This window comes from Paenibacillus sp. MZ04-78.2, from assembly GCF_024213375.1.
Taxonomy (GTDB): domain Bacteria; phylum Bacillota; class Bacilli; order Paenibacillales; family NBRC-103111; genus Paenibacillus_G.
This window is the reverse complement of sequence record NZ_JANAVJ010000003.1, coordinates 101,928-124,731: the sequence shown is the minus strand read 5'-3', so window position 1 is coordinate 124,731 and position 22,804 is coordinate 101,928. Positions and strand designations below refer to the sequence as shown.

At 53.2% G+C, this 22,804-nt stretch carries 17 protein-coding genes; 15 read left to right on the top strand and 2 right to left on the bottom strand.

What is annotated here, in order from left to right; all coding sequences use genetic code 11:
* Positions 1-8 precede the first annotated feature (8 nt).
* The 5 genes from panC to NLX71_RS03635 all read left to right on the top strand — a co-directional run bounded on the left by panC (position 9) and on the right by NLX71_RS03635 (position 5,684).
* Positions 9-896, top strand: a complete 888-nt coding sequence (gene panC / locus NLX71_RS03655; RefSeq protein ID WP_254362135.1) for a pantoate--beta-alanine ligase — start codon at positions 9-11, stop codon at positions 894-896.
* Between the two features lie 54 nt (positions 897-950).
* Positions 951-1,334: an aspartate 1-decarboxylase gene (panD, locus tag NLX71_RS03650; protein ID WP_254362134.1), complete on the top strand. Its 384-nt coding sequence runs from the start codon at positions 951-953 to the stop codon at positions 1,332-1,334.
* Positions 1,335-1,453: 119 nt separating this feature from the next.
* Entirely contained in the window at positions 1,454-2,101 is a 648-nt protein-coding gene (locus NLX71_RS03645; protein ID WP_254362133.1) for a tetratricopeptide repeat protein, read from the top strand.
* 113 nt (positions 2,102-2,214) lie between these two features.
* Entirely contained in the window at positions 2,215-5,067 is a 2,853-nt protein-coding gene (dinG, locus tag NLX71_RS03640) for an ATP-dependent DNA helicase DinG (protein WP_254362132.1), read from the top strand.
* Positions 5,064-5,684: a redox-sensing transcriptional repressor Rex gene (locus NLX71_RS03635; protein ID WP_254362131.1), complete on the top strand. Its 621-nt coding sequence runs from the start codon at positions 5,064-5,066 to the stop codon at positions 5,682-5,684. The genes dinG and NLX71_RS03635 overlap by 4 nt, the downstream gene beginning before the upstream one ends.
* 91 nt (positions 5,685-5,775) lie before the next feature.
* Here the strand turns inward: NLX71_RS03635 and NLX71_RS03630 are convergent, their stop codons facing one another.
* Together NLX71_RS03630 and NLX71_RS03625 are read right to left on the bottom strand one after the other, a co-directional pair.
* Positions 5,776-6,777 carry an inorganic phosphate transporter gene (locus NLX71_RS03630; RefSeq protein ID WP_254362130.1) on the bottom strand — a complete coding sequence of 334 codons (1,002 nt, stop codon included), beginning with the start codon at positions 6,775-6,777 and terminating at the stop codon, positions 5,776-5,778.
* Positions 6,778-6,834: 57 nt separating this feature from the next.
* On the bottom strand, positions 6,835-7,455 hold the full coding sequence (locus tag NLX71_RS03625) for a DUF47 domain-containing protein (protein WP_254362129.1): 621 nt from the start codon (positions 7,453-7,455) through the stop codon (positions 6,835-6,837).
* Between the two features lie 274 nt (positions 7,456-7,729).
* Here NLX71_RS03625 and NLX71_RS03620 point away from each other — a divergent pair, with 274 nt between their 5' ends.
* From NLX71_RS03620 to NLX71_RS03575, 10 genes are all read left to right on the top strand, one after another.
* Positions 7,730-9,028, top strand: coding sequence for an amidohydrolase (locus NLX71_RS03620; protein WP_254362128.1), 1,299 nt, complete (start codon positions 7,730-7,732; stop codon positions 9,026-9,028).
* Positions 9,029-9,064: 36 nt separating this feature from the next.
* Complete coding sequence (locus NLX71_RS03615; protein WP_254362127.1) at positions 9,065-9,559, top strand: cell wall elongation regulator TseB-like domain-containing protein; 495 nt, start codon at positions 9,065-9,067, stop codon at positions 9,557-9,559.
* 263 nt (positions 9,560-9,822) lie between these two features.
* Positions 9,823-10,350, top strand: a complete 528-nt coding sequence (locus NLX71_RS03610; RefSeq protein WP_254362126.1) for a hypothetical protein — start codon at positions 9,823-9,825, stop codon at positions 10,348-10,350.
* Complete coding sequence (locus NLX71_RS03605; protein ID WP_254362125.1) at positions 10,343-11,842, top strand: AAA family ATPase; 1,500 nt, start codon at positions 10,343-10,345, stop codon at positions 11,840-11,842. Before NLX71_RS03610 ends, NLX71_RS03605 begins: the two co-directional genes overlap by 8 nt.
* A gap of 217 nt (positions 11,843-12,059) precedes the next feature.
* Entirely contained in the window at positions 12,060-13,991 is a 1,932-nt protein-coding gene (locus tag NLX71_RS03600; RefSeq protein ID WP_254362124.1) for an N-acetylmuramoyl-L-alanine amidase family protein, read from the top strand.
* 13 nt (positions 13,992-14,004) lie between these two features.
* Entirely contained in the window at positions 14,005-14,604 is a 600-nt protein-coding gene (locus NLX71_RS03595) for a GerMN domain-containing protein (RefSeq protein WP_254362123.1), read from the top strand.
* Positions 14,605-14,649: 45 nt separating this feature from the next.
* Positions 14,650-17,409, top strand: coding sequence for an S-layer homology domain-containing protein (locus NLX71_RS03590; RefSeq protein ID WP_254362122.1), 2,760 nt, complete (start codon positions 14,650-14,652; stop codon positions 17,407-17,409).
* 172 nt (positions 17,410-17,581) lie between these two features.
* Positions 17,582-18,289, top strand: a complete 708-nt coding sequence (gene nth, locus NLX71_RS03585) for an endonuclease III (RefSeq protein ID WP_025846284.1) — start codon at positions 17,582-17,584, stop codon at positions 18,287-18,289.
* A 21-nt stretch (positions 18,290-18,310) separates the two neighbouring features.
* Positions 18,311-18,583 carry an NAD/NADP transhydrogenase alpha subunit gene (locus NLX71_RS03580; RefSeq protein ID WP_254362121.1) on the top strand — a complete coding sequence of 91 codons (273 nt, stop codon included), beginning with the start codon at positions 18,311-18,313 and terminating at the stop codon, positions 18,581-18,583.
* A gap of 107 nt (positions 18,584-18,690) precedes the next feature.
* The gene (locus tag NLX71_RS03575) at positions 18,691-22,443 is read left to right on the top strand and encodes a dynamin family protein (RefSeq protein ID WP_254362120.1); all 3,753 of its coding nucleotides are present in this window, start codon (positions 18,691-18,693) and stop codon (positions 22,441-22,443) included.
* Positions 22,444-22,804: the final 361 nt, after the last annotated feature.

Below are 22,804 nucleotides of genomic sequence, written 5' to 3'. Positions count from 1 at the left end.
GATAACCGATGGAAATTGTTCATCAGATTGCATCATTACGACAGTTGATTAAAGCAAAACGGGCTGCCAATCCGGCCGTACGCATCGGCTTCGTGCCGACGATGGGCTTCCTGCACCGAGGCCATGCCTCGCTGCTCGAAGCCGCGCGCAAAGAGTGCGACGTAGTTATCCTGAGTATTTTCGTCAATCCGCTGCAGTTCGGGCCGAACGAAGATTTGGAGCGGTATCCGCGAGATGAGGAGCGGGATATGGCCATCGCGCGCGAAGCCGGGACGGATATCGTATTTTTCCCGCAAGTGAGTGAGATGTACCCGAAGCCGACCCGAACGATCGTGTCTGTCTCCGGAGTAACCGATCGTCTGTGCGGCACTTCCCGGCCAGGGCATTTTGACGGCGTTGCCACGGTCGTTACCAAGCTGCTGAATATCGTTCAGCCGGACAAAGCATATTTCGGGATGAAGGACGCCCAGCAGGTAGCGGTTATCGAGCAGATGGTGTACGATTTGAACATCCCTGTCACCATCGTCCCATGTCCGATCGTCCGGGAAGAAGACGGACTTGCGATGAGCTCACGCAACGTCTATTTGAGCGAGGTAGAGAGAAAGCAGGCGCTTGTCCTCTCCGCAGCTCTGGAAGAGGCGGAATCGCTGCTCGAAGCTCGTAAGGAAGCGATCTCCCCGGAGGAGCTGCGGCAAACGGTCGTTCGGCATATTCAGTCCGTGCCGTTGGCCGATATCGAATATGTGGAGCTGCTGTCTTATCCGGAACTGGCTCCAATGGATGACTGGAGCAATATCGGGCGGGTTATTATCGCCGTGGCCGTTCGTTTCGGGGCGACGCGCTTGATCGATAATCGGATACTTCACGCTCCCGTAGCTTCATTGAGCCATTCGTAATCCGACAGCTGAGGGGCAGGTCCCGAGAGCGCAAAAACGTAGGAGGCGTCAGTCATGTTTCGTACCATGTTAAAATCGAAAATTCACCGTGCAACCGTAACGGAAGCGAATTTAAACTATGTCGGGAGCATTACGATCGATCAGGATTTGTTGGATTTGGTTGATATGCTGCCTAACGAAAAAGTCCAAATCGTCAATAACAACAATGGCGCCAGATTCGAAACCTATATTATTCCCGGGCCGCGGGGCTCGGGTGTCGTTTGCTTGAATGGCGCTGCGGCCAGAATGGTTCACCCTGGAGATATTGTCATTATTTTATCGTATGTCATGTTATTGGACGAAGAAGCCCGCAAGCATACCCCGAGCATTGCCATTATGGGCGAGAACAACCAAGTCGTCGGCGTGTTGAAGGAAGAAATTCATTCCACGGTCCTTTAAACGAGAATGAAACGGGACGGGTAGACGCACAATGTAGATACGATCACAGCGGGCGCCACAGCCGCGGCGAAGACGTTTAAAGCTGCTGTGGGAAAAGAAGCAAAGGTGGGATATGGCTGATGTTTAATCATCTTTTTGCTTCCATGAACGAAATGCTGGATGAAGTCATATCACAATACCCGTCCTCCCAAGGCGCCGCACGCAGGGAGCTGCAGGAAAAGCTGCGAGCTCTAAAGGCGATGAGCGACTCCTGCATTGAAGAATGGCTGTTGTTCGAAGAGAAATGGAGCAAACTGCTAAGCCTTGCCGGCATTTCATTGAACGGTACGGGAGCCGATCCGCTCGATCCCGAATTTTCAGGCAAACGAACCGATTTGTTTATCCGGGGACAAGGGTATTACAAGCTCCATATGTTCGACCGGGCGATCGCCGAATTCGACGAGCTGATCCGGCTCCAGCCCGATTTCAATTTGGCCCGGATTTATTTGGCCATGTCTTACTTGCGCAAAGGGGAAGCCGGAGAAAGTTATCTTCATTTTCAATTTTTATCCAGACTGACCGAAAACATGCAGCTCAAAGCGATTTCCTTTAACGCCATGGGGTGTATCCAAGCGCAGCTGCGCAATATGGACAAGGCTTGCGAATTGTTCAACATGGCTTACCGGACCGATCCGTCCAGCGTTCAGCCTTTGCTCGATTTGGGTGTTTGCTGCGAGAAAAAGGGCGGGCTCCAGTTTGTGTTCGATATGTCCCGGCCTTCGGATTAAGCGAATGTTCGTTCTTGTTTTTTTGTAAAAAGGGTAAGTTTGCTATTCCCTTTTTCCCTCAGTATTGGTATGCTTATGAGAAGAGTGGGAATGAAGGGATTGACACGACTCCGATGAAATTTGCAGTATTGGATTTTGAAACGACGGGGAGCACGGCGACGGATCGCATTATCCAAGTCGGGCTCTTTATTATAAACGACCAAGAAATGACCGACAGGTATACTTCTCTCGTCAATCCGGGCATAAGTATACCTTCTTCAATTACAACGCTTACCGGAATCGACGACGAGATGGTAAAGGATGCTCCTGCGATGGAAGAGGTTATTGCCGAGATGGTTCCTCTCCTCCAAGACGCAGTCCTGATTGGTCATAATATTGCTTTTGACCTTGCTTTTCTGCAGCGGGCGCTGGACGATAACGGTTACTTCCCGTTCGATGGACGTGTACTAGATACGATGGACGCGCTGCGCGTCTTATTCCCCGGCTTGTCAAGCCTTCAGCTTTCGATGGTATGCCACGCTTTCGGTATCGAGCACGAACGGCCGCATCAGGCGGATAGCGATGCCGAAGTCACTGCGTTGATCTGGCTCCGCTGTATGGAACGGTTTCGATCGCTTCCGCTGCTTACTCTGCAAAGGCTGGAGCTGGTATTTGCCGATTCGGCGGGAGATTTCGGCTGGTTTGTGAGTGAAATGCGGCAATACAAAGAGCTGCACCAACCGCTTGATCCGAATATGGATCGTTATTTCCGGCAATTTGCCTTGAACGTAGGAGAATGGGGAGAAGAAGAGTCGGTGCGAGGGGAGGAAGATATCCTGCGGCTGCCGGACGAATTTCCTTTATTCTACGATCAGCTTAAGCAGGAGCTTCAGCGGCGTTTTGCCGCTTACGAGGATAGAGAGTCGCAGGTGCAAATGCTCAGTGAGGTAGAGACGGCCTTCGAAGACGGCAAGCACCTGATGATCGAAGCCGGCACAGGGACGGGGAAGTCGCTAGGTTATCTGATTCCTTCGCTGTATTACGGGCTCAAGCAGGACAAGAAAGTGCTGGTCAGCACGCATACGATCAATCTGCAAGAGCAGCTCAGAGAACGGGATGTGCCGCTGCTGCACGAGCTGTTCCCGGTAGGCTTCCGGGCGGCCGTCCTGAAGGGGCGGAGCCACTACTTGTGCCTGCGCAAATTCGAGCACAAAATGAATACGCTTGACTTCGAGCACGGCAAGGAAGACCGGATCACGGCCGGGCAGATGCTGGTCTGGCTGGGAGAAACGAAGCATGGGGATGAAGAGGAGCTTCATTTTGCCAATAAAGGAAAACAGTTTTGGCAATCGGTGGAAAGCGATACGGATTCTTGTTTGAACCGCGCTTGCCCGTGGTTTAAAAAATGCTTCTATCACCGCGCCCGTCACGAGGCGAACACCGCAGATGTTATCATTACTAACCACTCGCTGCTGTTCACCGATATGAAAGCGGAAAACCGGCTGCTGCCCGGATACAAGCATTTGGTTATCGACGAAGCTCATCACTTTGAGGAAGTGGCAGGTAAGCATCTCGGGATCGAGCTGCACTATCACGGTTTGTCCAATACGCTTCTCTGGCTTTATAAAGATGCGCGTTCAGGACAATTGTCCAATCTGCGGATTCGGCTGCAGCGGTTCGAGGACGAGCGGGCTCAAGGTTGGTGCATATCGATTGATCGCGTTGTCGAAAAGCTTCTGCAGTTAAAGGAAGAATGGGACCAGCTGACGGAGCTGCTATACCAGCTTCTTGCTTCGCGAAGCGACCCGTCCCAATCGGAAGGGAACAGCCTTGTGTACCGAGTCAAAAAAGATTCGCTGCCTGCAGGATGGGATAAACTGGAGGTTCTCAATGAGAACATGCAGCTTAACTTCGGGGAAGCTCTGAAGCCGCTCGACAAGCTGATCTCGGAGATCAAAGAAGTGCAGGATGAATACGATGTCCAAAGCTTGATTACGGACCTCACCGGTACCGTCAAGGAGCTGTACAGGCACAGAGATTCGCTTCATTTTTTTATGACGATGCCGGATGCGAACTACGTCTATTGGCTTGAAGCCGGGACCTACAGCAGAAACCGATCGCTCCAGCTGTTCTGCGTGCCGATTGACGTTAGCGAGATGCTAAAGCAGCATTTCTTCGGGCCGAAGGATAGTGTCATCCTTACTTCGGCTACGTTATCCGTCGGCAAATCGTTCGATTATACGTGCAACCAGCTGGGTTTGCGAGAAAACGGGGCGGATGGCAAACTGAAAACCGTTCAGCTTCCTTCGCCGTTTAATTACCGTGAGCAGGCGCTTGTCGCTATTCCCCGGGATTTTCCTACGCTGCGCGGAGCCAGCGGCGAGAAGGAGTTCGTCGATCGGCTCGTGCCGTCGCTGGCCGAGGTGGCGCTGGAAACGCGAGGGCGGATGCTGGTCTTGTTTACGTCCAATCGGATGCTGAAGCTGGTTCATAGCGCGTTGAAGGAGACGCTGAGCCCCTTTGGGATCGGCGTGCTTGGCCAGGGTGTGGACAGCAGCAACCGGAGCAAGCTGACCAGACTGTTTCAGAGCAGTCCGAATTGCGTTCTGCTGGGTACAAGCAGTTTCTGGGAAGGTGTCGACATTCCGGGGAATGCGCTTAGCTGTCTGGCCATTGTCAGACTGCCGTTTCAACCGCCAAACCATCCGTTGATCGAAGCAAAGACGGAGATGATCAAGCAGCGAAACCAGAATCCGTTCATGAAGCTGTCGGTACCGCAGGCGGTTATCCGGTTCAAGCAGGGCTTCGGCAGGCTGGTGCGCACGGCTACGGATAAAGGCATCGTCATCATATACGATACCCGGGTGATCGATACGAATTACGGCAAATATTTCTTGTATTCGCTGCCCGGCCCAAAAATCGAGCACATGAATTCGAACCAGCTCGTACCAAGAATAAAGCAGTGGATGGGTGAGAACCAAGCATGAAGACGATGAAAATTTCCGAGGCCGTCGTGCGCCGGCTTCCGGTGTACCTTCGGTTTTTGAACGAACTCAGCAAAAAGAACGTACAAACGGTATCCTCTCAGGATCTGGGGCAAAAGCTGGACTTGAATCCAGCGCAAATCCGAAAAGACCTCGCTTATTTTGGGGAATTCGGCAAAAAGGGGATCGGCTACGACGTCGACTATTTGATCGAGAAAATCCGTCAAATTTTAAAGCTCGATAAAATTATTCCTGTGGCACTTGTAGGGGCGGGAAATTTGGGCCGCGCCTTATGCAATTATAATGCCTATTTGAAGGATAATATGAAAATTGTCGCCGTATTCGATTCGCACGGCTCGAAGATCGGGGATACGATTAACAATTTGAAAGTTAAGCCAACGGGCGAAATGAAGGCGATCATCCAAGAGCAAAAGGTACGCATCGGGATTATTACCGTTCCGGCGGCAGAGGCGCAGCATGTGGCCAATCAGTTTGTGGAGGCCGGTGTCGAGGCGATTTTGAATTTTGCTCCGATGATTATTAAAGTGCCGGCCGAAGTGCGTGTGCATCATGCCGATTTTACGACGGAGCTGCAAAGCTTGGCTTACTACTTGGATTAACGAAAAAGGATAGAGCTTGACAGAACGTTGTTCTGAAGCTCTATCCTTTTTTTATTTGCCGTATTGCCTGGGCCTGTCCATTCTTACGCAATTACGCAACAAGCGCGAACATAATTTTATAAATAACAAAAGCAAGAACCATACTAATCGGAATGGTAATGACCCACGTCATGACCATGCGGGTGACCGTTCCCCATTTCACATCGTGAAACCGCATCACGGAGCCCGTTCCGATGATGGAAGACGAAATGACATGCGTTGTCGATAACGGCATGCCGAGATGTGTAGATGTCTGAATCACGATAGACGAGTTCAAGTCCGAGGCAAAGCCGTTAATCGGTTCGATTTTTAGCAGCTTTTTGCTCATTGTCTTGATAATTCTCCAGCCGCCGATCGAGGTTCCAAGTCCCATAGCCGTCGCGGCCGATATCTTAACCCACATCGGCACATCCAAATTATTTTGATACCCTAACGTGACGAGACCGAAGACGATGATCCCCATAGCTTTTTGCGCGTCGTTACCTCCGTGGGAGAAAGACAACAGGCCTGCAGAGAGTACTTGGAAGCCCTTGAAGGTACGATTCATCTTCGAGCGGGATTGGTTGCCGCTAACCAGGATAAGCTTGCGAATGATCCACATAATGACAAACCCCGTTGCGAAGGCGATAATCGGCGAAAGAACAAGAATCAGCACGATTTCTTTAAGTCCGGACCAATTAAGCGCTCCGACTCCCGCACCTGCAATGACCGCTCCGGCGAGAGAACCGATCAACGTATGGGAGGAAGACGAAGGAATACCATAGTACCAAGTCAGCAGGTTCCAGATAATGGCGGACAACAGCGCTGCAATAACGATGTAGACGCCGTTATCGATCGTAGCGGGATTGGCGACCTTGCCTCCGACCGTTTTGGCAACCTCCGAGGAAAAAACCGCACCGATAAAATTCAGTATCGCGGCGTAAAATACGGCAAAACGGGGCGATAACGCCCGAGTTGAAATCGACGTAGCGATAGCGTTGGCCGTATCATGGAAACCGTTAATAAAATCGAAGAGGAGCGCCAGTGCTACGATGATAATGATAGTGGTTAACATAGTTTCCTCCTAAGCATGCTGAGTCTTACCCATGTTCCGAATTGTAAGACGGTCCTGTTAAGAATACCGCAGGACTACGCTATCCAAGATGTTGGCTACGTCTTCGCATGCGTCGGTCGTTTGCTCCAGGCGCTCGTAAAGCTCTTTCAATTTAAAATCGTGATAAGGATCTTTAGGGTGGGTGAAAATTTCGCGAATGCCTTCTCTCATCAGGCGGTCCGCTTCATTTTCCAAGCTGTTAATCTGCACGGTATGCTCGGTGATTTGCATATACTTTTTCTTGGACAGCAGCTTGAAAGCGTCCAAAATATGCTGACAGCCTGCAACGAGCACGGCGGAAAATTCTTTCATATATTTATCCGATTCGGTTATGTTCAAGTAATCGAAACGGGCAATCGTGGCTTCGATCCCGTCGAGCACGTCATCCACTTTGGAGGCCAGCTCCAGAATATCTTCCCGGTCCAGCGGCGTGATGAACACTTTGTTCAATCCTTTGAAGATCTGGTGTGTGATTTGGTCTCCTTTGTTTTCGAGCTCTTTCAGCTGCGGATAAAACGTAGCCGGCGGCTCGTTACCCATGACGGCGTTCCGAAACATCTGCGCGGCGTCAAGTGTATTTTCCGACGCTTTAATGAGCAGCAGCAGAAAATCGGTGTCATTCTTTTTTGTAAACAACATACAGTTTTGGCCTCCCAAGTAATTGAAGATTTACAAGAAATTAAAATAAATAGCGAGAAATATGTAGAAAAAATGCGCCAATTCACACAAAATTAAAAATAACATAATCAAACAACGGAATGCAATTCTTAGTTTATCCATTTAACAATATGTTCATGAATCTTTTACTATGTGAGCGAATTACCCCGGTGGGTATGGACAGCTTGATTTTTGTCCTCCGCAGGGTGTACATTGAAAACGAGATTGTATTTGTATTTGGGAGGGATTGTGTCCGGTGAAGAAAACAATAATCGAAAACGGAACGTTTCTAACGATGAATGAAGAGGCGCCAATTATCCAAGGGTGCATGGTCATTGAAGGAAATCGCATTACATATATCGGAGAACAGGCGCCGCTTCCTGCCAGCTCATACGACGAGCGTATCGACGGCTCGGGCAAGCTGTTCATGCCGGGGCTCGTCAATACGCACGGGCATGCCGCGATGTCGCTGCTTCGCGGTTACGGCGACGATATGGCGCTTCAAGTCTGGCTGCAGGAGAAAATGTGGCCGATGGAAGGCAAGTTCACGGCGCAGGATGTACGTGCAGGCACCCGTTTGTCCGTGCTGGAAATGCTGAAAGGCGGAACGACGACCTTCGTCGATATGTACGATCATATGAACGAAGTCGCGAATGCAGCGGTCGAGAGCGGTATCCGCGCCTGCCTGACGCGCGGCGTGATCGGGCTGTGCTCGCGGGAGGTACAGGACGCGAAGCTGGTCGAGGCGATTGCTTTTGCAAAAGATTGGCACGGCCAAGCGGAAGGCCGCATCACGACCATGATGTCGCCGCATTCTCCTTACACCTGCCCTCCGGATTATATTGAACGTATCGTGCAGGCGGCTCACGATTTGAATTTGCCGATCCACACCCACATGTCGGAGACGGCCAGGGAAGTGCAGGAAAATGTCGATCAATACGGATTGCGTCCGGTAGCGCATTTGGAGAAGCTCGGCGTGTTTACCTGTCCGACTCTCGTAGCGCATGGCGTACATCTGACGGATGAAGAGATTGAAGTGCTGAAGCGGTACGACGTGCGTATTTCGCACAACCCCGGCAGCAACCTGAAGCTGGCCAGCGGCGTAGCACGCGTGCCGGAGCTGCTCAAAGCGGGCGTACTTGTGTCCTTGGGAACGGACGGAGCCGCCAGCAATAATAATCTGGACATGCTCGAAGAGGTACGGCTGGCCGCTCTGATTCATAAAGGCGTATCCGGCGATCCGGTTGCGGTATCCGCTTCGGAGGCTTTAAAGCTTGGTACGCTGGACGGCGCCCGTTCGATCTGGCTAAACGACGTCGGAGCGCTTCAGCAAGGAATGAAGGCCGACTTTATCGCGCTTGATATCGATCAGCCGCATTTTTACCCGCGAACGAATTTCATCTCGCATGTCGTGTATTCCGCCGTATCCAAGGATGTGACGGACGTCTGCATCGACGGACGTTGGGTTGTCCGAAAAGGCGAATGCCTGACCATAGACGAAGAGAAGGTCAAATTCGAGGCGCAGCAAAGCTTCGAGCGTTTGACGGCACTCTAACCGTCCCAGCACAACCAGGCAGAAAGGAGGCCGCCGGTGCGTAAAGCATGGAAGATCACGATCATTGCCGGGACCGCGGCAGTTGTGATTGTGACCGGGATGATCATGGCTTTTAATTCGATTATGGATAAGGAATGGACAGAGCAGCGCGCTGCCATCCTTGCCGCTTACGAGAAGACGATATTGACCAAAGCGATGAAGGTCGAACGGTTCGTTGCAGAGAAATCTTATACGGTCATCACCGGGGAAGATAAAATCGGCCAACCGATTTATGTATGGGTAGGTCAGGACGAGATGCATACGGAAATGGGCAGTTCGGGAATCGATGCGGCGCAGGCTGAAGCGAAAGTGAGAACGGCGCATCCGGAAGCGAAGGTGCTTCGGACGACTCCGGGAATCCGCAGCGGCCAGTTGGTCTGGGAGGTATTCTATAAGCTGCAGCCGGAGGGCAAGATCGAACAGCATTTTTACGATTATTACACTTTTAAAGACGGTCAAGCGATCGATACGCTGCGCTTGACCATCCAATAGCGCCAACCGGCGATCAAACGCTGAAGCCCGCCGCGGGAAACGCCGAATGAAGAGGCATTTTCCGCGGCTATTTTTCGCGAACTTGCAAGCAGAGTTCCAGCGGGCCGTGTGGCCGAGCGCCGCCACTCATTCAATTGCCACACATTGCATCCACATTCGTAATATACGATATGCTATACTATCGGTATGGCTAAAACGTATAGATGGGAAACTTCGTTAGAAGCTTTTTCACATGAATTTATAGAAAGGGGGACGTATAGCATATGAAGTTACGTCTCTTGCCTGTCGTATTGAGTGTTCTTGTGTCGGCAACGTTGCTGTTCGGCGGCTATTTTGCTTACCGGACATTGGCGATGGAAAGTCCGCTGCAGAAGGTCGTCTCCGGCATTTCCGGGGTTGAGCTGGTTTCTATGGACTTAAGCGGGCCGGATGCCCGGATGGAATTGAAACTCGCACCGGGTACGAACCTGCGTGAAGTATATAGCAAGATCCAAACCGATGGTCGTTCGACGCTTGGCGCCAAGGAATTGAAGCTCAAAATCGTGAACGATCCGTCACCGAAGTTGGAGCAATGGTGGTCTTCCGCTTTGTTCGAGGTGGCTCAGGCCATGGAAACGAAGCAGTATGCGCAAATCCCGAAAACGCTGCAGGCTCAGGGCGGCGATGGGATTAAAGCGTCCACCGAGATGGACGATAAATATGTGTACGTCACGCTATCGGACGGTACGACAAGCAAATACGTCATGCTGCCGAGAACGCCTGCCAAATTGGGGGTGTGGCCGAATGAGTAAGTACGGGAAAGAGATTTTGCTCGGCTTTATCCCGGTTCTTGTTATTTTCCTGCTTTATATCGGAGTTAATCTGTTTCCTATCGTATTTATGGCCGCGATTTTGGGTACCTTTTTGTATATGGCCCGCGCCCGCGGGGGGCTGAACGTAGGCTCGGATCGCAAAGCGCGCGGCAAAACGCAGGGATTTCTGACGTTCGACGATATCGGCGGACAGGATCGGGCAAAGGGCGAGCTGAAAGAGGCGCTTGATTTTCTGATCCGTTATGAGGATATTAAAAAGCTCGGCATTCGTCCGTTGAAGGGCATTCTGCTGACGGGTCCTCCGGGAACCGGGAAAACGCTGATGGCAAAGGCTGCCGCGCATTACACGAACTCCGTGTTTCTGGCGGCAGCCGGCAGTGAGTTCGTTGAAATGTATGTCGGTGTCGGGGCGAGCCGTATCCGCGACTTGTTCAAGGAAGCCCGCTCGCGCGCCGCGAAGGAGAATAAGGAGAGCGCTATTATATTTATCGATGAGATTGACGTGATCGGCGGCAAACGGGACGGCGGTCAGCATCGGGAGTATGACCAGACGCTGAACCAGCTGCTCACCGAGATGGACGGGATTCATACGAGCGACACGCCCCGCGTACTGATCGTTGCAGCCACGAACCGCAAGGAAATGCTGGACGGCGCGCTGCTGCGTCCGGGACGGTTCGACCGTCATATCGAAGTCGATTTGCCGGACAAGAAGGGCCGCCTGCACATCTTGAACATTCATGCCAAAAACAAGCCGCTGGCTGAAGGGATCGATCTGGAAGCCATCGCAAGGGAAACGTTCCATTTCTCCGGCGCACAGCTGGAAAGCGTCATGAACGAAGCGGCGATTTATGCCATGCGGGGCGAATCGGATGTGATCGGACAGCAGCACTTGTCGCTGGCGGTCGATAAAGTCATGCTCGGTGAGAAGACGGACCGCGAAGCGAATAAAGAAGAGCGGGAACGCGTTGCGCTCCATGAGCTCGGACATGCTATCGCCGCGGAGCTGGTGAGGCCGGGCTCGGTCTCTCAAGTTTCGCTCAGCCCTCGCGGGAAAGCGCTCGGTTTTGTGCGTCATAATCCGCAGCAGGACCAGTATTTGTACACGAAAGCGGAGATTGAGCAGCAAATTATGATCGCGCTCGGCGGAGCCGTGGCGGAGGAAATGTTCTACGGCGGACGTAGTACCGGCTCGCGAAACGATTTCGAGCAGGCGCTGAATATGGTGCGTACGATGATGGATTCGGGGCTTACAAGGCTCGGCATCATGGACCGCGAGATGGTCACGAAGCAGGAGCTGATGAAGGAAAATGCCGCGATTTTAGAAGAGTTGACGGAAGCGACCCGGCACATGCTGGAAAGCCACAGAACCGTATTCGAACAATCGCTTGACATTTTGATTGCCGAAGAAGTGCTTTCCGGAGACCAGTTCCGCGAGCTCCTCAAGCAGTCATCGCAAGCTCAAATTGCCTGAAAATCATGGAGAACCGAAGCCGAAGGCGACTAGCCTTCGGTTTTTTCGTTATTTACTCGCGAATTCTACGAAATTTGCCGAAGGTGCAACTTTTTTGATAGAATTTAGTCTAATATATTGGTAGTTTTCGCCACAGTATTCTTTTTATCGGTTGGAAGTTAAAGTCACTTCCAGCTTTCTACATAAAGTAAAAAATCACAAGATTTAGAGGTGCAAAATGAAATTTTTAACGGCCTGCTTCACCCTGTCGATCGCGTCGCTCCTATTGCTGCCGGCCGTAGGCTCGGCTGCCGCTCCGTCCAAGTCACCTACGCCGAAGTCGTCTAAGCCGCCCGCACCGCCAATTCAGTTGGTTTTAAACGGAAAAAAACTCGCACCGGAAGTTGCTCCGCGTAACGTGGGCGGGAATGTGATCGTGCCCGTTCGTATCATTGTGGAAGAGCTCGGTTCCAAGGTTACATGGGACGAGAAGCAGCGAAAGGTTACGGTAGTTAAAGACGAAACCAATATACAGTTGTTTATCGACAAAAAGAATGCAAAGGTAGGAGGAAAACCGTTTCAGCTTGAGGCGGCGCCTACGATCATCGAAGGGAGTACGATGCTGCCTGTACGATTCGTAAGCGAGCAGCTAGGGGTAAAAGTATCCTGGGACGAACGCAACAAGTCGGTCAATTTGTCCACGACGGAAAAGGGCAAAGACGATAAAACGCCTTCGAAAACGGAGAAGCCCGGCGAAAAAGAAACCGGCAGCGTGCCGGCCGACGGCAAGCCCGCTTCCTCGTTAGAGCCGGGCAATACGGTGAAAGCAGGAGATAAACCTGACAGTGGAAAGAACACTGGAAAGGAAAACGGCGCTTCGCCGTTGCCGGGAGGCACCTCGCCAGCGGGGAAGACATCGCCGGGGAAAAGCGGTTCCGGGCAACTGCTGGCCTGCGTCCCCGCTTCCGGGGGCATGCAGTCGACTAGTGGCGGCGGTGCATCAGCAGCCGGAGGAATCCAACAGGCAGCGAATGGCGGCACGCAAGCGGCCAACGGAGGCAATCAGCCGACAAGCGGCGTTACGCAGACGGCCAACGGAGGCGCCGAGCCGGCGAACGGCAGTACGCAAAAGACGGCGGGCAGCGCCCAAGCTCCGAACGGAGCTGCGCAAGGGGCGACAAACGGAGTCGAACAGCCGGGATACGGGGCCCAGCAGACAACGAATGGGACGCAGCCGCCGGTCGCGGGCAAGCTGGAAACGGCTGGCGACAAGAGAGCGACGAACGGCTTGGTTACCGTACAGGCTATTTCGCTGCAAGGCGATACGTTGACGATCAAAACGTCGGATTGCGCCAGAAAGCCTAGCATGTTCCGTTTGGCCAATCCGGACCGGGTTGTCCTCGACCTGCCTAATGCGCAGCTTGACCCGGCGCTCATGGCCAAGCTCAACCTGCAAGGCGAAGGAACTTTGCCGGATAAGAGCGAATTTGTCACACAAATTCGTTATTCGCTATTTTCAAAAGAAGCATCTATCGTTAGAATAGTATTAGATTTGCCGCAGAAGGGGGAGTTTCGCTTGGCCTCCGTGCAGCAAAACGGGGAAATTACCGGGAAAATATCTTTCGGTAAAACCCGCTACCGGGTCTTCATCGACCCCGGACACGGCGGCAAGGATAACGGGGCCAGCTCGCTGATTAAGCGACACGAGAAAGATTTTGTCCTGTCGCTTGGCCAGAAAGTGGCGGCACTGCTGGAGAAAGAACCAAAAATCGAAGTGACGATGACCCGCTCGGACGATACGTTCATCGAACTGGAAGAACGCCCGAACCTTGCGAATAACGCCGACGCCGATTTGTTCGTCTCGATTCATGCCAATTCCGCAGGAAAAGAAACCGTCGGCGGGACCGAAACGTATTATTGGACGGAACAAAGTCTCGATTTTGCCAAGCTGATGCATATGTATCTGGTCGAGGCTACAGGTTTTCCGGACCGCAAAGTGAAGCAGGAACGTTTTGTTGTTATTAAGAACTCAACGATGCCGGCTGTATTGCTGGAGATCGGCTTCTTGACGAATCAATCGGAAGAGGAACTGATGTATCAGGATGCTTTTCAAAGCAAGGTCGCCGCATCCATCGTGGCTGCCATCAAGAAGCAGTTGAATCTTGAGTAAGGAGTGGGTGACGATGCATAAGACATGGCAAAAAGGAATGGCGGCTGCAGCAATCGCGGCCCTGCTGCTGGCAGGCTGCGGAACGAGCAAAGCGCCGTTACAAGGCACCGCAGAAACACCGCCCTCCAAGACCGAACAAGCTGCGCAGCCCGGAACGGGGGGAGACAAAACGATCACTCCGCCGGAGACGTCGGCCCCGAAGCCGGACCCGGAAAAAAAGGAGTTAAAGATCAAAACGTATTACAGCGATGCTCAGCTTGAGAAACTGGTTCAAAAAGATGTGACGATCAGTATCAAGCAAGATCAGGACAAATATCTGGCGGCGCTTAACCAGTTGAAGAAAAGCCCTGACGGCAATACCATTCCTTTATTTAAAGGGTTTACGTACAAAAGCGTCGGGTTGAAAGACGGCCAGCTGAACCTGGACGTGTCCATTGCGGATGAAGGAAGGCTGGGTTCCGGCGGGGAAGGAATGCTGTTGGATGCGCTGCAAAAGACGATGTTCCAGTTTTCCGAAATCAAATCCATTGAAGTGCTGGTTGACGGAAAGCAGGTCGAAAGCTTGATGGGACATATGGATCTGCCGCATCCGATCAAACGGAGCCAAAGTTAAACGTACATCATGAACTGACATAAGTCGATCGAGAGGAGCTATTTCATGAAAAGCATCAATTCAAGACAAGCACGCAGATTGGCGGCAGCCGTTTTGGCGCTGTCGCTGGCATTCGGAAGTCCGGTCTTCGCCGCCGCGGCTGAAACCAAAAGCAATACTTCGACGCGAAACTCCGTAAATTCACAGCGCTTTACCGACGTCGGGGACCAGCACTGGGCGGTCAAGCATGTCGCCAAGCTGGCTTCTCTCGGGGTGATTGAGGGATATGAAAAAGGGGAATATCGACCGGAAAATTCCGTATCTCAGCAGGAAGTCATCGTGATGGCGCTGCGGTTTATGGGGCTCGAATCGGAAGTAATGAGGAGCAAGGCGGGAACGTCGCTGCCCTTCAGTGTAGATAATTTCTTCAAGCCGTATGTTGCTTATGCGATCGATCGCGGCTTAATTAATATTCAAGAGGAAACAGCAAACGGCACGAACGCCAAAACGGCTTGGGGAGCTAAGGAAGCGTCCCGCGAATGGGTGGCCAAGCTGGTCATCCGCGCCATTGGCAAACAGGATCTGGTCAATCAGCAGACGCAATCTTCTTCGTCATTTACGGACAGTAAGGATTTCTCGTCGTGGGCGGCCGGTTATATCAACGCGGCGGTATCGCTTAAGATCGTACAAGGCTTTGAGGATAACAGCTTTAAGCCGAAGAATAAGGTTACCCGCGCCCAAATGGCGACGTTCCTAAGTCGTGCGGATAAAGAATCGAGTTCCCGCTCCTCCCGGGTCGTTACCGGGTATGTGATGGAGCTGAAGGACCGCAAAATCAGCCTGATGAATGACAATGGGCAAACGACGGAATATACGCTTTCTTCCGATACGGCCCTCTATAGCGGCAAAGATGACAGCCGGATTTCACTGTCCAACATTAAGCTCACAAACGAAGTGTACCTGGTGCAAAATCAAGGTGCGGCACTTTACATAGAACTCACCAACGAGCAACAGAAAATGGAAACCTACGAAGGAACGCTGACGGAAGTATTCACGGACCGGATGATAGCCTCGATTCAGCGGAACGGAAAGAGCGAGCTCTATGATTTGTTCTCGACCGTCACGGTGACGGATAAAGACGGCCGCGGCTTGAGCTTGAGCTCTTTAACGCCCGGGAGCATCGTCGAATTGAAGCGGAATACGCTGCTCAAAGAGTCGAAAATCTCGCAAATCGTACTTAAGCAGACGCCTCTCAGCAAATCGTCTGAAGGTACGGTGCTTAGTCTCAATAAAGAACAAAACCAAGTGACGTTCCTGGAGCAGGGGACTGGGCTAAACGAATCGTTCGCACTTACAACGCGTACGGCCGTGAAGCTGCAGGACGGCTCGATGGCCGACCTCTCGAAGCTGCGCGTCGGCGATGCGGTCAGCTACGAGGTGAAAGCGAACGAGCTTCAAGTCGTTACCATCAAAAAGCCGGCTGATTTCAGCCAATCCGTTGAAGGAACGATGGCAAGCTTAAGCAGTGACAAACGGATCTTGACGATTAATAAAGCAGGCGGCTCGCTCGGCGCCTATCATATCGCGGACAATGCGATCATTTCGATTGACGGGTTGACGAACCCGAGTCTGTTCGACATCGAAGCCGGCGATCAATTGAAGATGGATTTGATCAACGATAAAATCGTTAAAGTTTCCGTTACCAGCCGTTCGGCCAAGCAATTCATCTACGCTGAGATCCTTAGTTATGACGCCAATTCCAAAGTGGTGACGATCAAAACCGAGAGTGACGGGGTTGGGGCATACCGGCTGACGGACAATACGAACATCCGCTATATGGGAGGTCCGATACAGCAATCCAACTTCCAGAGTTCGTTCGTAGGCAGCGGCAACGGCAACGACAGAAAAAGAGTGGACTTGAAGGTCTCCAAAGATAAAATCGTTCAGATTGAAACGACGATGAATGTGGAAGGCACGATCGGTCAAATCAATACGAGCAATATTACAAACGACTTGACTATTCGTACCGCCGGAGGGCAGAACATAACGTTCAAAGTCAATTACGGCGCGCCTGTGGAAATGTTTAACAAAACGAACGGCACCATTTCGGACCTGAAAGTCGGCGATGCGATCCGTGTAACGCTCACAGGGAATCAGGATATCGTAACAAACCTGATGGCTAAGAAAACAGGCGTGTACAAGGTATTGGTCACCAATCCTAGCACGAACCAAGTTACCGCCAAGGATGAGACAGGTTCGCAGTTGACGTTCAAAGTTGAGAAAAACGATCAAATTATTAACCCGGGCAAGCAATCCCGCGCCTTCTCGGATATTTTGATAGACGAGTACGTCAAAGCCAGCTTTAGCGGTACCAAGCTCGACAATCTTCAATTGCTGAATTCGGTTCGAGGCAAAGTAACGAATGTGGACGTAGCGGCGGGCACGTTGACCATTCAGGATTTCCAAGGCAACATCCAGGTGATCACGGTCGGCCAGCAGTTCACAATCAGGCAAAATGCCAATACGTCCGCCGCGTTGAATACGATCAAGCAAAATGACCGGGTGGAGATTATCCGGGACGCGAAAGACAAAGCGATTATTCAAGTGGCGACCGCGACCAAGCGGACGGTATCCTCTTACGATACGGTGCTCAATCAATTGCTTCTGAAGGCGACGACGAATAACGATAAGACATCATACAATTTGTTTGCTAAAGCGTATTTGCACAAAGGCACGCAAACGGTTGCCCCAAGTACGTTTATGGAGAACGAAGAAGTGATGGTTTACGTGATTGACGATAAAATTTTCGAAATTGAAAAGCCCTGATCGGTTTATTTGAAACTTTTATCCGGTTTGAGCCGTCTGTGTAGTGAGAACTTCTTGCTGCATTAGGCGGTTTTTTTTCGTAAAAAGTTCGCATTTTGTCGGCATTAGTCATTGATTCGCCTGCCGCGTTTCGGTAAACTGTAAGAAACAGGCGAAAGAAAGGACAGGGAGCATGAATCAGACGCAAGCGAGAACCATACTGGATACGATTGCCGAGATGTTCCCGGATGCCCATTGCGAGCTTAACCACTCGAATGCTTTCGAGCTGACGATCGCCGTCCTGTTGTCGGCCCAATGTACGGACGAGACGGTCAACAAAGTTACCGCCACATTGTTTCAGAAGTACAAGAGGCCGGAAGACTATTTGGCCGTGCCGCTCGAAGAGCTGGAGCAGGATATTCGGCGGATCGGTTTGTTCCGGAACAAAGCCAAGAACATTCAGGCTTTGTGCGCAATGCTTTTGGACAAGTATAACGGGGAAGTTCCCCGCGAACACGAGAAGCTGGTGGAATTGCCGGGCGTCGGACGAAAAACGGCCAACGTTGTCGTTTCCAATGCCTTTGACGTGCCTGCTATAGCTGTTGATACGCATGTGGAACGTGTATCCAAGCGGCTCGGGCTTGCCGGGGTTAACGATTCGGTGCTTGAAGTGGAAAAAAAGCTGATGAAACGGGTGCCGCGCGAAGAGTGGACGCAGACGCATCACCGGCTCATTTTTTTTGGACGCTATCACTGTAAAGCGCAAAACCCCAAATGCGAGGTTTGTCCGCTGATCGATCTTTGCCGAGAAGGTAAAAAACGAATGAAATCGAACTCGAATAGGAAGCCTATACCAAAAGCGAAAGCAGCTGTCAAAGCTGCAAAAACTAAAGAGGCGTAATACGAAAGGATAGGATTAGAGATGAAATGCATATCTGTCTACACCAGCGATTTTGAATTGTTTTCGGATATTTACGAGAGAGTGCTTGAGACTCCCTTGCAGGAAAACGAAGAGAAGCAGGTTGAAGGCGTCGTCGTAACGGAGTCTGGCAGCGTACCGGAAAATTATTTGAACCGCATGAAGCAGCGTCCGGAAGTTGTCGTGATGAAAGTAAAGGATAAAGACATTACGATTTTGCAGCATCGTGATGTTTTCGAAATATTTATTCCGGAGACGGAAAATATGGTACACTAAAAACCGAAGCGATTCGGTTTTTTCTTTTTGCTCGGAAAATAAAAAGATAGATGGTTAGCGCTTGGTTTAAGTTTTTAGACAGAGGAAGAACAGGGGCAGGAGAAACGATGAAAAGCGAATTGACTATAGCAGAAGCAACGTCAGTAGAGACAGGGAACGAAGAGGGGCTGCAAGGCGGGACACCGCAGGATGAAATGCTTGCCGCCGTTCAAGGGCTGCTTGCGAAGGTAGAGCAAACGGGAGACGGAGAGCACGGAAAGAAGCTGCGGCAGCTGTTGGCGAAAGCGCAGAGCGAGCGGCTTTATTTGGCGTTTTGCGGGCACTTCTCGGCAGGGAAGTCGAGTCTGATCAACCGGATGTGCGGTCATATGCTGCTGCCGTCGAGTCCGATTCCGACGAGCGCCAACATTGTGAGTATTGTGAACGGGGAAGCCGGGGCAAGGGTCATTTACCGCAGCGACGAGGCAGGCGATCAGGCTCAAGGAATGAGCGAGCCGCGGTCCGAAACGGTGCCGTTGGACGAATTGGCGGAGTATTGCCGTAACGGTGAAGCGATTGAAACGGTGGAAATCCGTTACCCGATCGCGTTCCTGGGAGAGCATGCGGCGCTGCTGGATACGCCGGGCATCGATTCGACGGACGACGCGCATCAGCTGGCGACGGAATCGGCGCTGCATTTGGCTGATGTTGTGTTTTATGTGATGGATTATAACCATGTGCAGTCGGAAATCAATTTGGCGTTTGCGAAAAAAATGACGGAGTGGGGCAAGCCGCTCTATTTGATCGTGAACATGATCGATAAGCACCGGGAGCAGGAGCTGTCGTTCGCCACATATCAGGAAGGCGTGCGCGAAGCGTTCGCCAGCTGGGGCGTGCGGCCGGACGGAATCGTCTATACGTCGGTAAAAGTGCCGAATCATCCGTCCAGCGAGTGGAGCAAGCTGGACGGGCTGCTCGGGCAGTTGATCGAGCTGCGGCAGCCGCTTGTGCGGCTTAGCCTTGAGAAGTCGGCGCGGGCGCTGGCAGCGGCGCACGCCGAGAAGATGGCCGAGCGCAATGAGCCGGTGAAGGAAGCGCTGCGCGAGCAGTTGGCTGCCTCCGGCGAAGAGCTGGACGCCGTCCAGACGGAGTATGCGGAGGCGCGCGCCGAACTGGCGCGGCTGGAATCGCTGCCGGCGGAGCTGCAGGCAGCCGTGCGCAAAGACGTGGCGGCGGTATTGGACAACGCCAACGTCATTCCGGCCGTGACGCGGGACTTCGCGCACGCGTATTTGGAAAGCCGCCGACCCGGCTTCAAGGTAGGCTGGTTTGGCGCCGCTGCGAAGACGGCGGCGGAACGGGAGCAGCGGCTTGCGGCGCTGCATAAAGATTTTGCGTCGCAAGTGGAGACGCAGGTGGCCAGACACGTGCAGCAGACAGTCAAAGCGAAGCTGGAAGGCCACGGCCTGCCGGCTGGCGCCATTACCGAGGCGGCAGACCGGATCAACGTGGAGCTGACGCCGGATTGGCTGGCCGGTCAGGTGAACGAGGCCGCGGTGTTCGGAAACGAGTATACGTTGACGTACTCGAAGCAACTTGCCGCGGAAGCGAAAAGCTTGTACCGCAAGGAGGCGTACGCCGTCAGCGATGAGCTGCTTGCGGCGCTGGCGGCCGCCCTGCAGCCGCGCCTCGCGGCGCTGCGCGCGCAGCTCGCCGAGCTCGACGCGCGGCTCGCGGGCTTGCGCGAGCTGGAGCGCCTCGCGCAGGCCGAGGCCGCCTACGGCGCAGCGCTGCTCGCGCAGCTGCCGGCAGCGGCTGCGCCCGCGCTGCCCGCGCCCGCGGCTGCGCTCGGCTCGCCTGCGGCAGCGGCGGCTGCGCCGCAGGCCGCGGCGCCCGCCGGGCGCGAGTCACGCGAGTCCCGCGCGGGGCTCGCGCCGCGGGCGAGCCGCGGCGACGCCGATGGCGGCGCGGACGCGCTCGCCGCAGGCGGACACCGGCGGCGGCTGCGCGAGGCCGCCGCGCGCCTGGGCGCCGCCGCGCAGGAGCTGGCCGGCGCCGCGGCGCTGCAAAGCATCCGCCGCTCGCTCGAAGAGAAGGCGGAGCGGCTGGCGAACAACCGCTTCACGATCGCGCTCTTCGGCGCGTTCAGCGCAGGCAAATCGTCGTTCGCCAATGCACTAATCGGCGAACGGGTACTGCCGGTATCGCCGAATCCGACGACCGCTGCGATCAATAAAATCATGCCGCCGGCCCCGGAAGAGGGCTGGCCGCACGGCACGGCCAAGGTCCGAATGAAATCGCCGGAACGGTTGAGCTCCGATATTTTTTATTCGTTGGAAGTATTGGGCGTAGCTGTAAATTCGATGGAAAAGGCGCTGGCCGCGATTCATAAGCTTGCGACCGATCAAGTTCCGGGCAAGGGCAAGCCGCATTACGCGTTTCTGAAAGCCGTCGAGAAAGGCTGGGCGGAGATGAGCCCGCACCTGGGGCAGGAGCTGCGCGTCACGGCCGATGAGTTTGGCCATTATGCTGCCGACGAGGCCAAGTCGTGCTTCGTCGAGCTGATCGAGCTGTACTATGCGAACCCGCTCACCGAGCAAGGCGTCGTTCTGGTGGATACGCCGGGAGCGGATTCCATTAACGCGCGTCATACCGGCGTAGCGTTCGATTATATCAAGAACGCCGACGCGATTTTGTTCGTCACATACTATAACCATGCGTTTTCCCATGCGGACAAAGAGTTTTTGCTGCAGCTCGGACGCGTGAAAGACAGCTTCGAACTGGATAAAATGTTTTTCATCGTCAATGCGGCAGACCTGGCTTCCTCCGCCGAAGAGCTGGACGGGGTCGTCAAGCACGTTGAAACGAACCTGCTCCAGCATGGCATTCGGCACCCGCGGATTTATCCGTTGTCGAGCTACTATGCGCTCGAAGGGAAAATCCAAGAGGACCGGGAGACGGTCGAGCAATCGGGCATCTTGCGCTTCGAGCGGGAGTTCGTCCGCTTTACGTTCGCGGAGCTGACCGAGATGGCTGTCCGGGCGGGCGATGCGGATATCCGCCGTGCAGCCGATGTGCTCCAGCGCTGGATGGACAGCGCCCGGGCAGACGCTTCGGAGCGCCGCCGCCAAGCTGAAGCGCTGCGTACAGCGCTTGCGGAAGCCCAGAAGCGGCTTGCCGCTTCCGACACGGACGCGGAAGCCCGCGAGCTGTCCAAGGAAATTCAAGAGCTGTTGTACTATGTTAAGCAACGCACGTCCTACCGCTTCGGCGAGCTGTTCAACACGGCCTTCAACCCGGCCGTATTCCGCGACGACCGGCGCGATGCGAAAACGGTCATGCAGTCCGCATGGGAGGATCTGCGACGGATGCTGTCCTTCGACTTGAACCAGGAGGTGCTGGCAACCACGCTGCGGATCGAGAACAAAATCAACCGTATGGCGGGCGACGCCTCGAAAAACTGGTCGGAAGCCGTCCGGACCGGAGGAATTTCGTCCTTTGAAGCCCCGGGCTTCGAGCCGTTTAAGCTGAAAACGCCGGAGCTAAACGCGATACTGGAGGCAGCAGACGTACAGCCGAAGTGGCTGGCAGGCTTCTTTAAAAATGCGAAGCACTTCTTCGAAGGCGACGGGAAAGCGGAGCTGCGCCGAGAGCTGGAAGCCCGCTTGAACGCGCCGATGACGCACTTTGCGGACGCGCAAGCGGCCTTCTTGGAGGACGCTTACGCGGAGCAGTTGCGAAGCGTGATGCAGGAGCTGGCGGCAAGACTCCGGCAGGCGCTGGAGGAGCACGGCGAAGGGCTGCTGGAGGCGCTTGAGATGAAGATCGATTTGAACGAGCTTCAGGCGAAGCACAGCAAGCTGTTGGATTTTATTGGATGAAATTAGAGAAGTGAGCCACATTTTTGTTCAGTGCTAAAAGGTTTATTCTGAGGTTGTCCGCTAGTGGGCAGCCTCGGATTTTTGTTTTTGTGAAAGGGCTTACATTTCAACGAATTCGTATTATTCGGGAGAAATAGTAGCGTTGTGCTTCCATATTGTGACGATTTGAAGAAATATTCTTGGAAAATCAAGATTATGGGGCAACCCGTATTTGCCGCCCCTTGGGGATAATGCTACACTACTTTTCATAGCTGAAACGCTTTCGAAGCCATCATTCCGCTTCGAAAGCCATTTTTGCTTTTGCGGCCCTACCGCCGTATTCCATGAGAAAAAAATGTATCGGCTGAGGCTTTGCGCAGAA

Bases quoted from the DNA above. Each gene is read 5' to 3' on its own strand.
- panC (WP_254362135.1), top strand. From the start codon at position 9: ATGGAAATTGTTCATCAGATTGCATCATTACGACAGTTGATTAAAGCA.
- panD (WP_254362134.1), top strand. From the start codon at position 951: ATGTTTCGTACCATGTTAAAATCGAAAATTCACCGTGCAACCGTAACG.
- NLX71_RS03645 (WP_254362133.1), top strand. From the start codon at position 1,454: ATGTTTAATCATCTTTTTGCTTCCATGAACGAAATGCTGGATGAAGTC.
- dinG (WP_254362132.1), top strand. From the start codon at position 2,215: ATGAAATTTGCAGTATTGGATTTTGAAACGACGGGGAGCACGGCGACG.
- NLX71_RS03635 (WP_254362131.1), top strand. From the start codon at position 5,064: ATGAAGACGATGAAAATTTCCGAGGCCGTCGTGCGCCGGCTTCCGGTG.
- NLX71_RS03630 (WP_254362130.1), bottom strand. From the start codon at position 6,777: ATGTTAACCACTATCATTATCATCGTAGCACTGGCGCTCCTCTTCGAT.
- NLX71_RS03625 (WP_254362129.1), bottom strand. From the start codon at position 7,455: ATGTTGTTTACAAAAAAGAATGACACCGATTTTCTGCTGCTGCTCATT.
- NLX71_RS03610 (WP_254362126.1), top strand. From the start codon at position 9,823: ATGAAGTTACGTCTCTTGCCTGTCGTATTGAGTGTTCTTGTGTCGGCA.
- NLX71_RS03605 (WP_254362125.1), top strand. From the start codon at position 10,343: ATGAGTAAGTACGGGAAAGAGATTTTGCTCGGCTTTATCCCGGTTCTT.
- NLX71_RS03600 (WP_254362124.1), top strand. From the start codon at position 12,060: ATGAAATTTTTAACGGCCTGCTTCACCCTGTCGATCGCGTCGCTCCTA.
- NLX71_RS03595 (WP_254362123.1), top strand. From the start codon at position 14,005: ATGCATAAGACATGGCAAAAAGGAATGGCGGCTGCAGCAATCGCGGCC.
- NLX71_RS03590 (WP_254362122.1), top strand. From the start codon at position 14,650: ATGAAAAGCATCAATTCAAGACAAGCACGCAGATTGGCGGCAGCCGTT.
- nth (WP_025846284.1), top strand. From the start codon at position 17,582: ATGAATCAGACGCAAGCGAGAACCATACTGGATACGATTGCCGAGATG.
- NLX71_RS03580 (WP_254362121.1), top strand. From the start codon at position 18,311: ATGAAATGCATATCTGTCTACACCAGCGATTTTGAATTGTTTTCGGAT.
- NLX71_RS03575 (WP_254362120.1), top strand. From the start codon at position 18,691: ATGAAAAGCGAATTGACTATAGCAGAAGCAACGTCAGTAGAGACAGGG.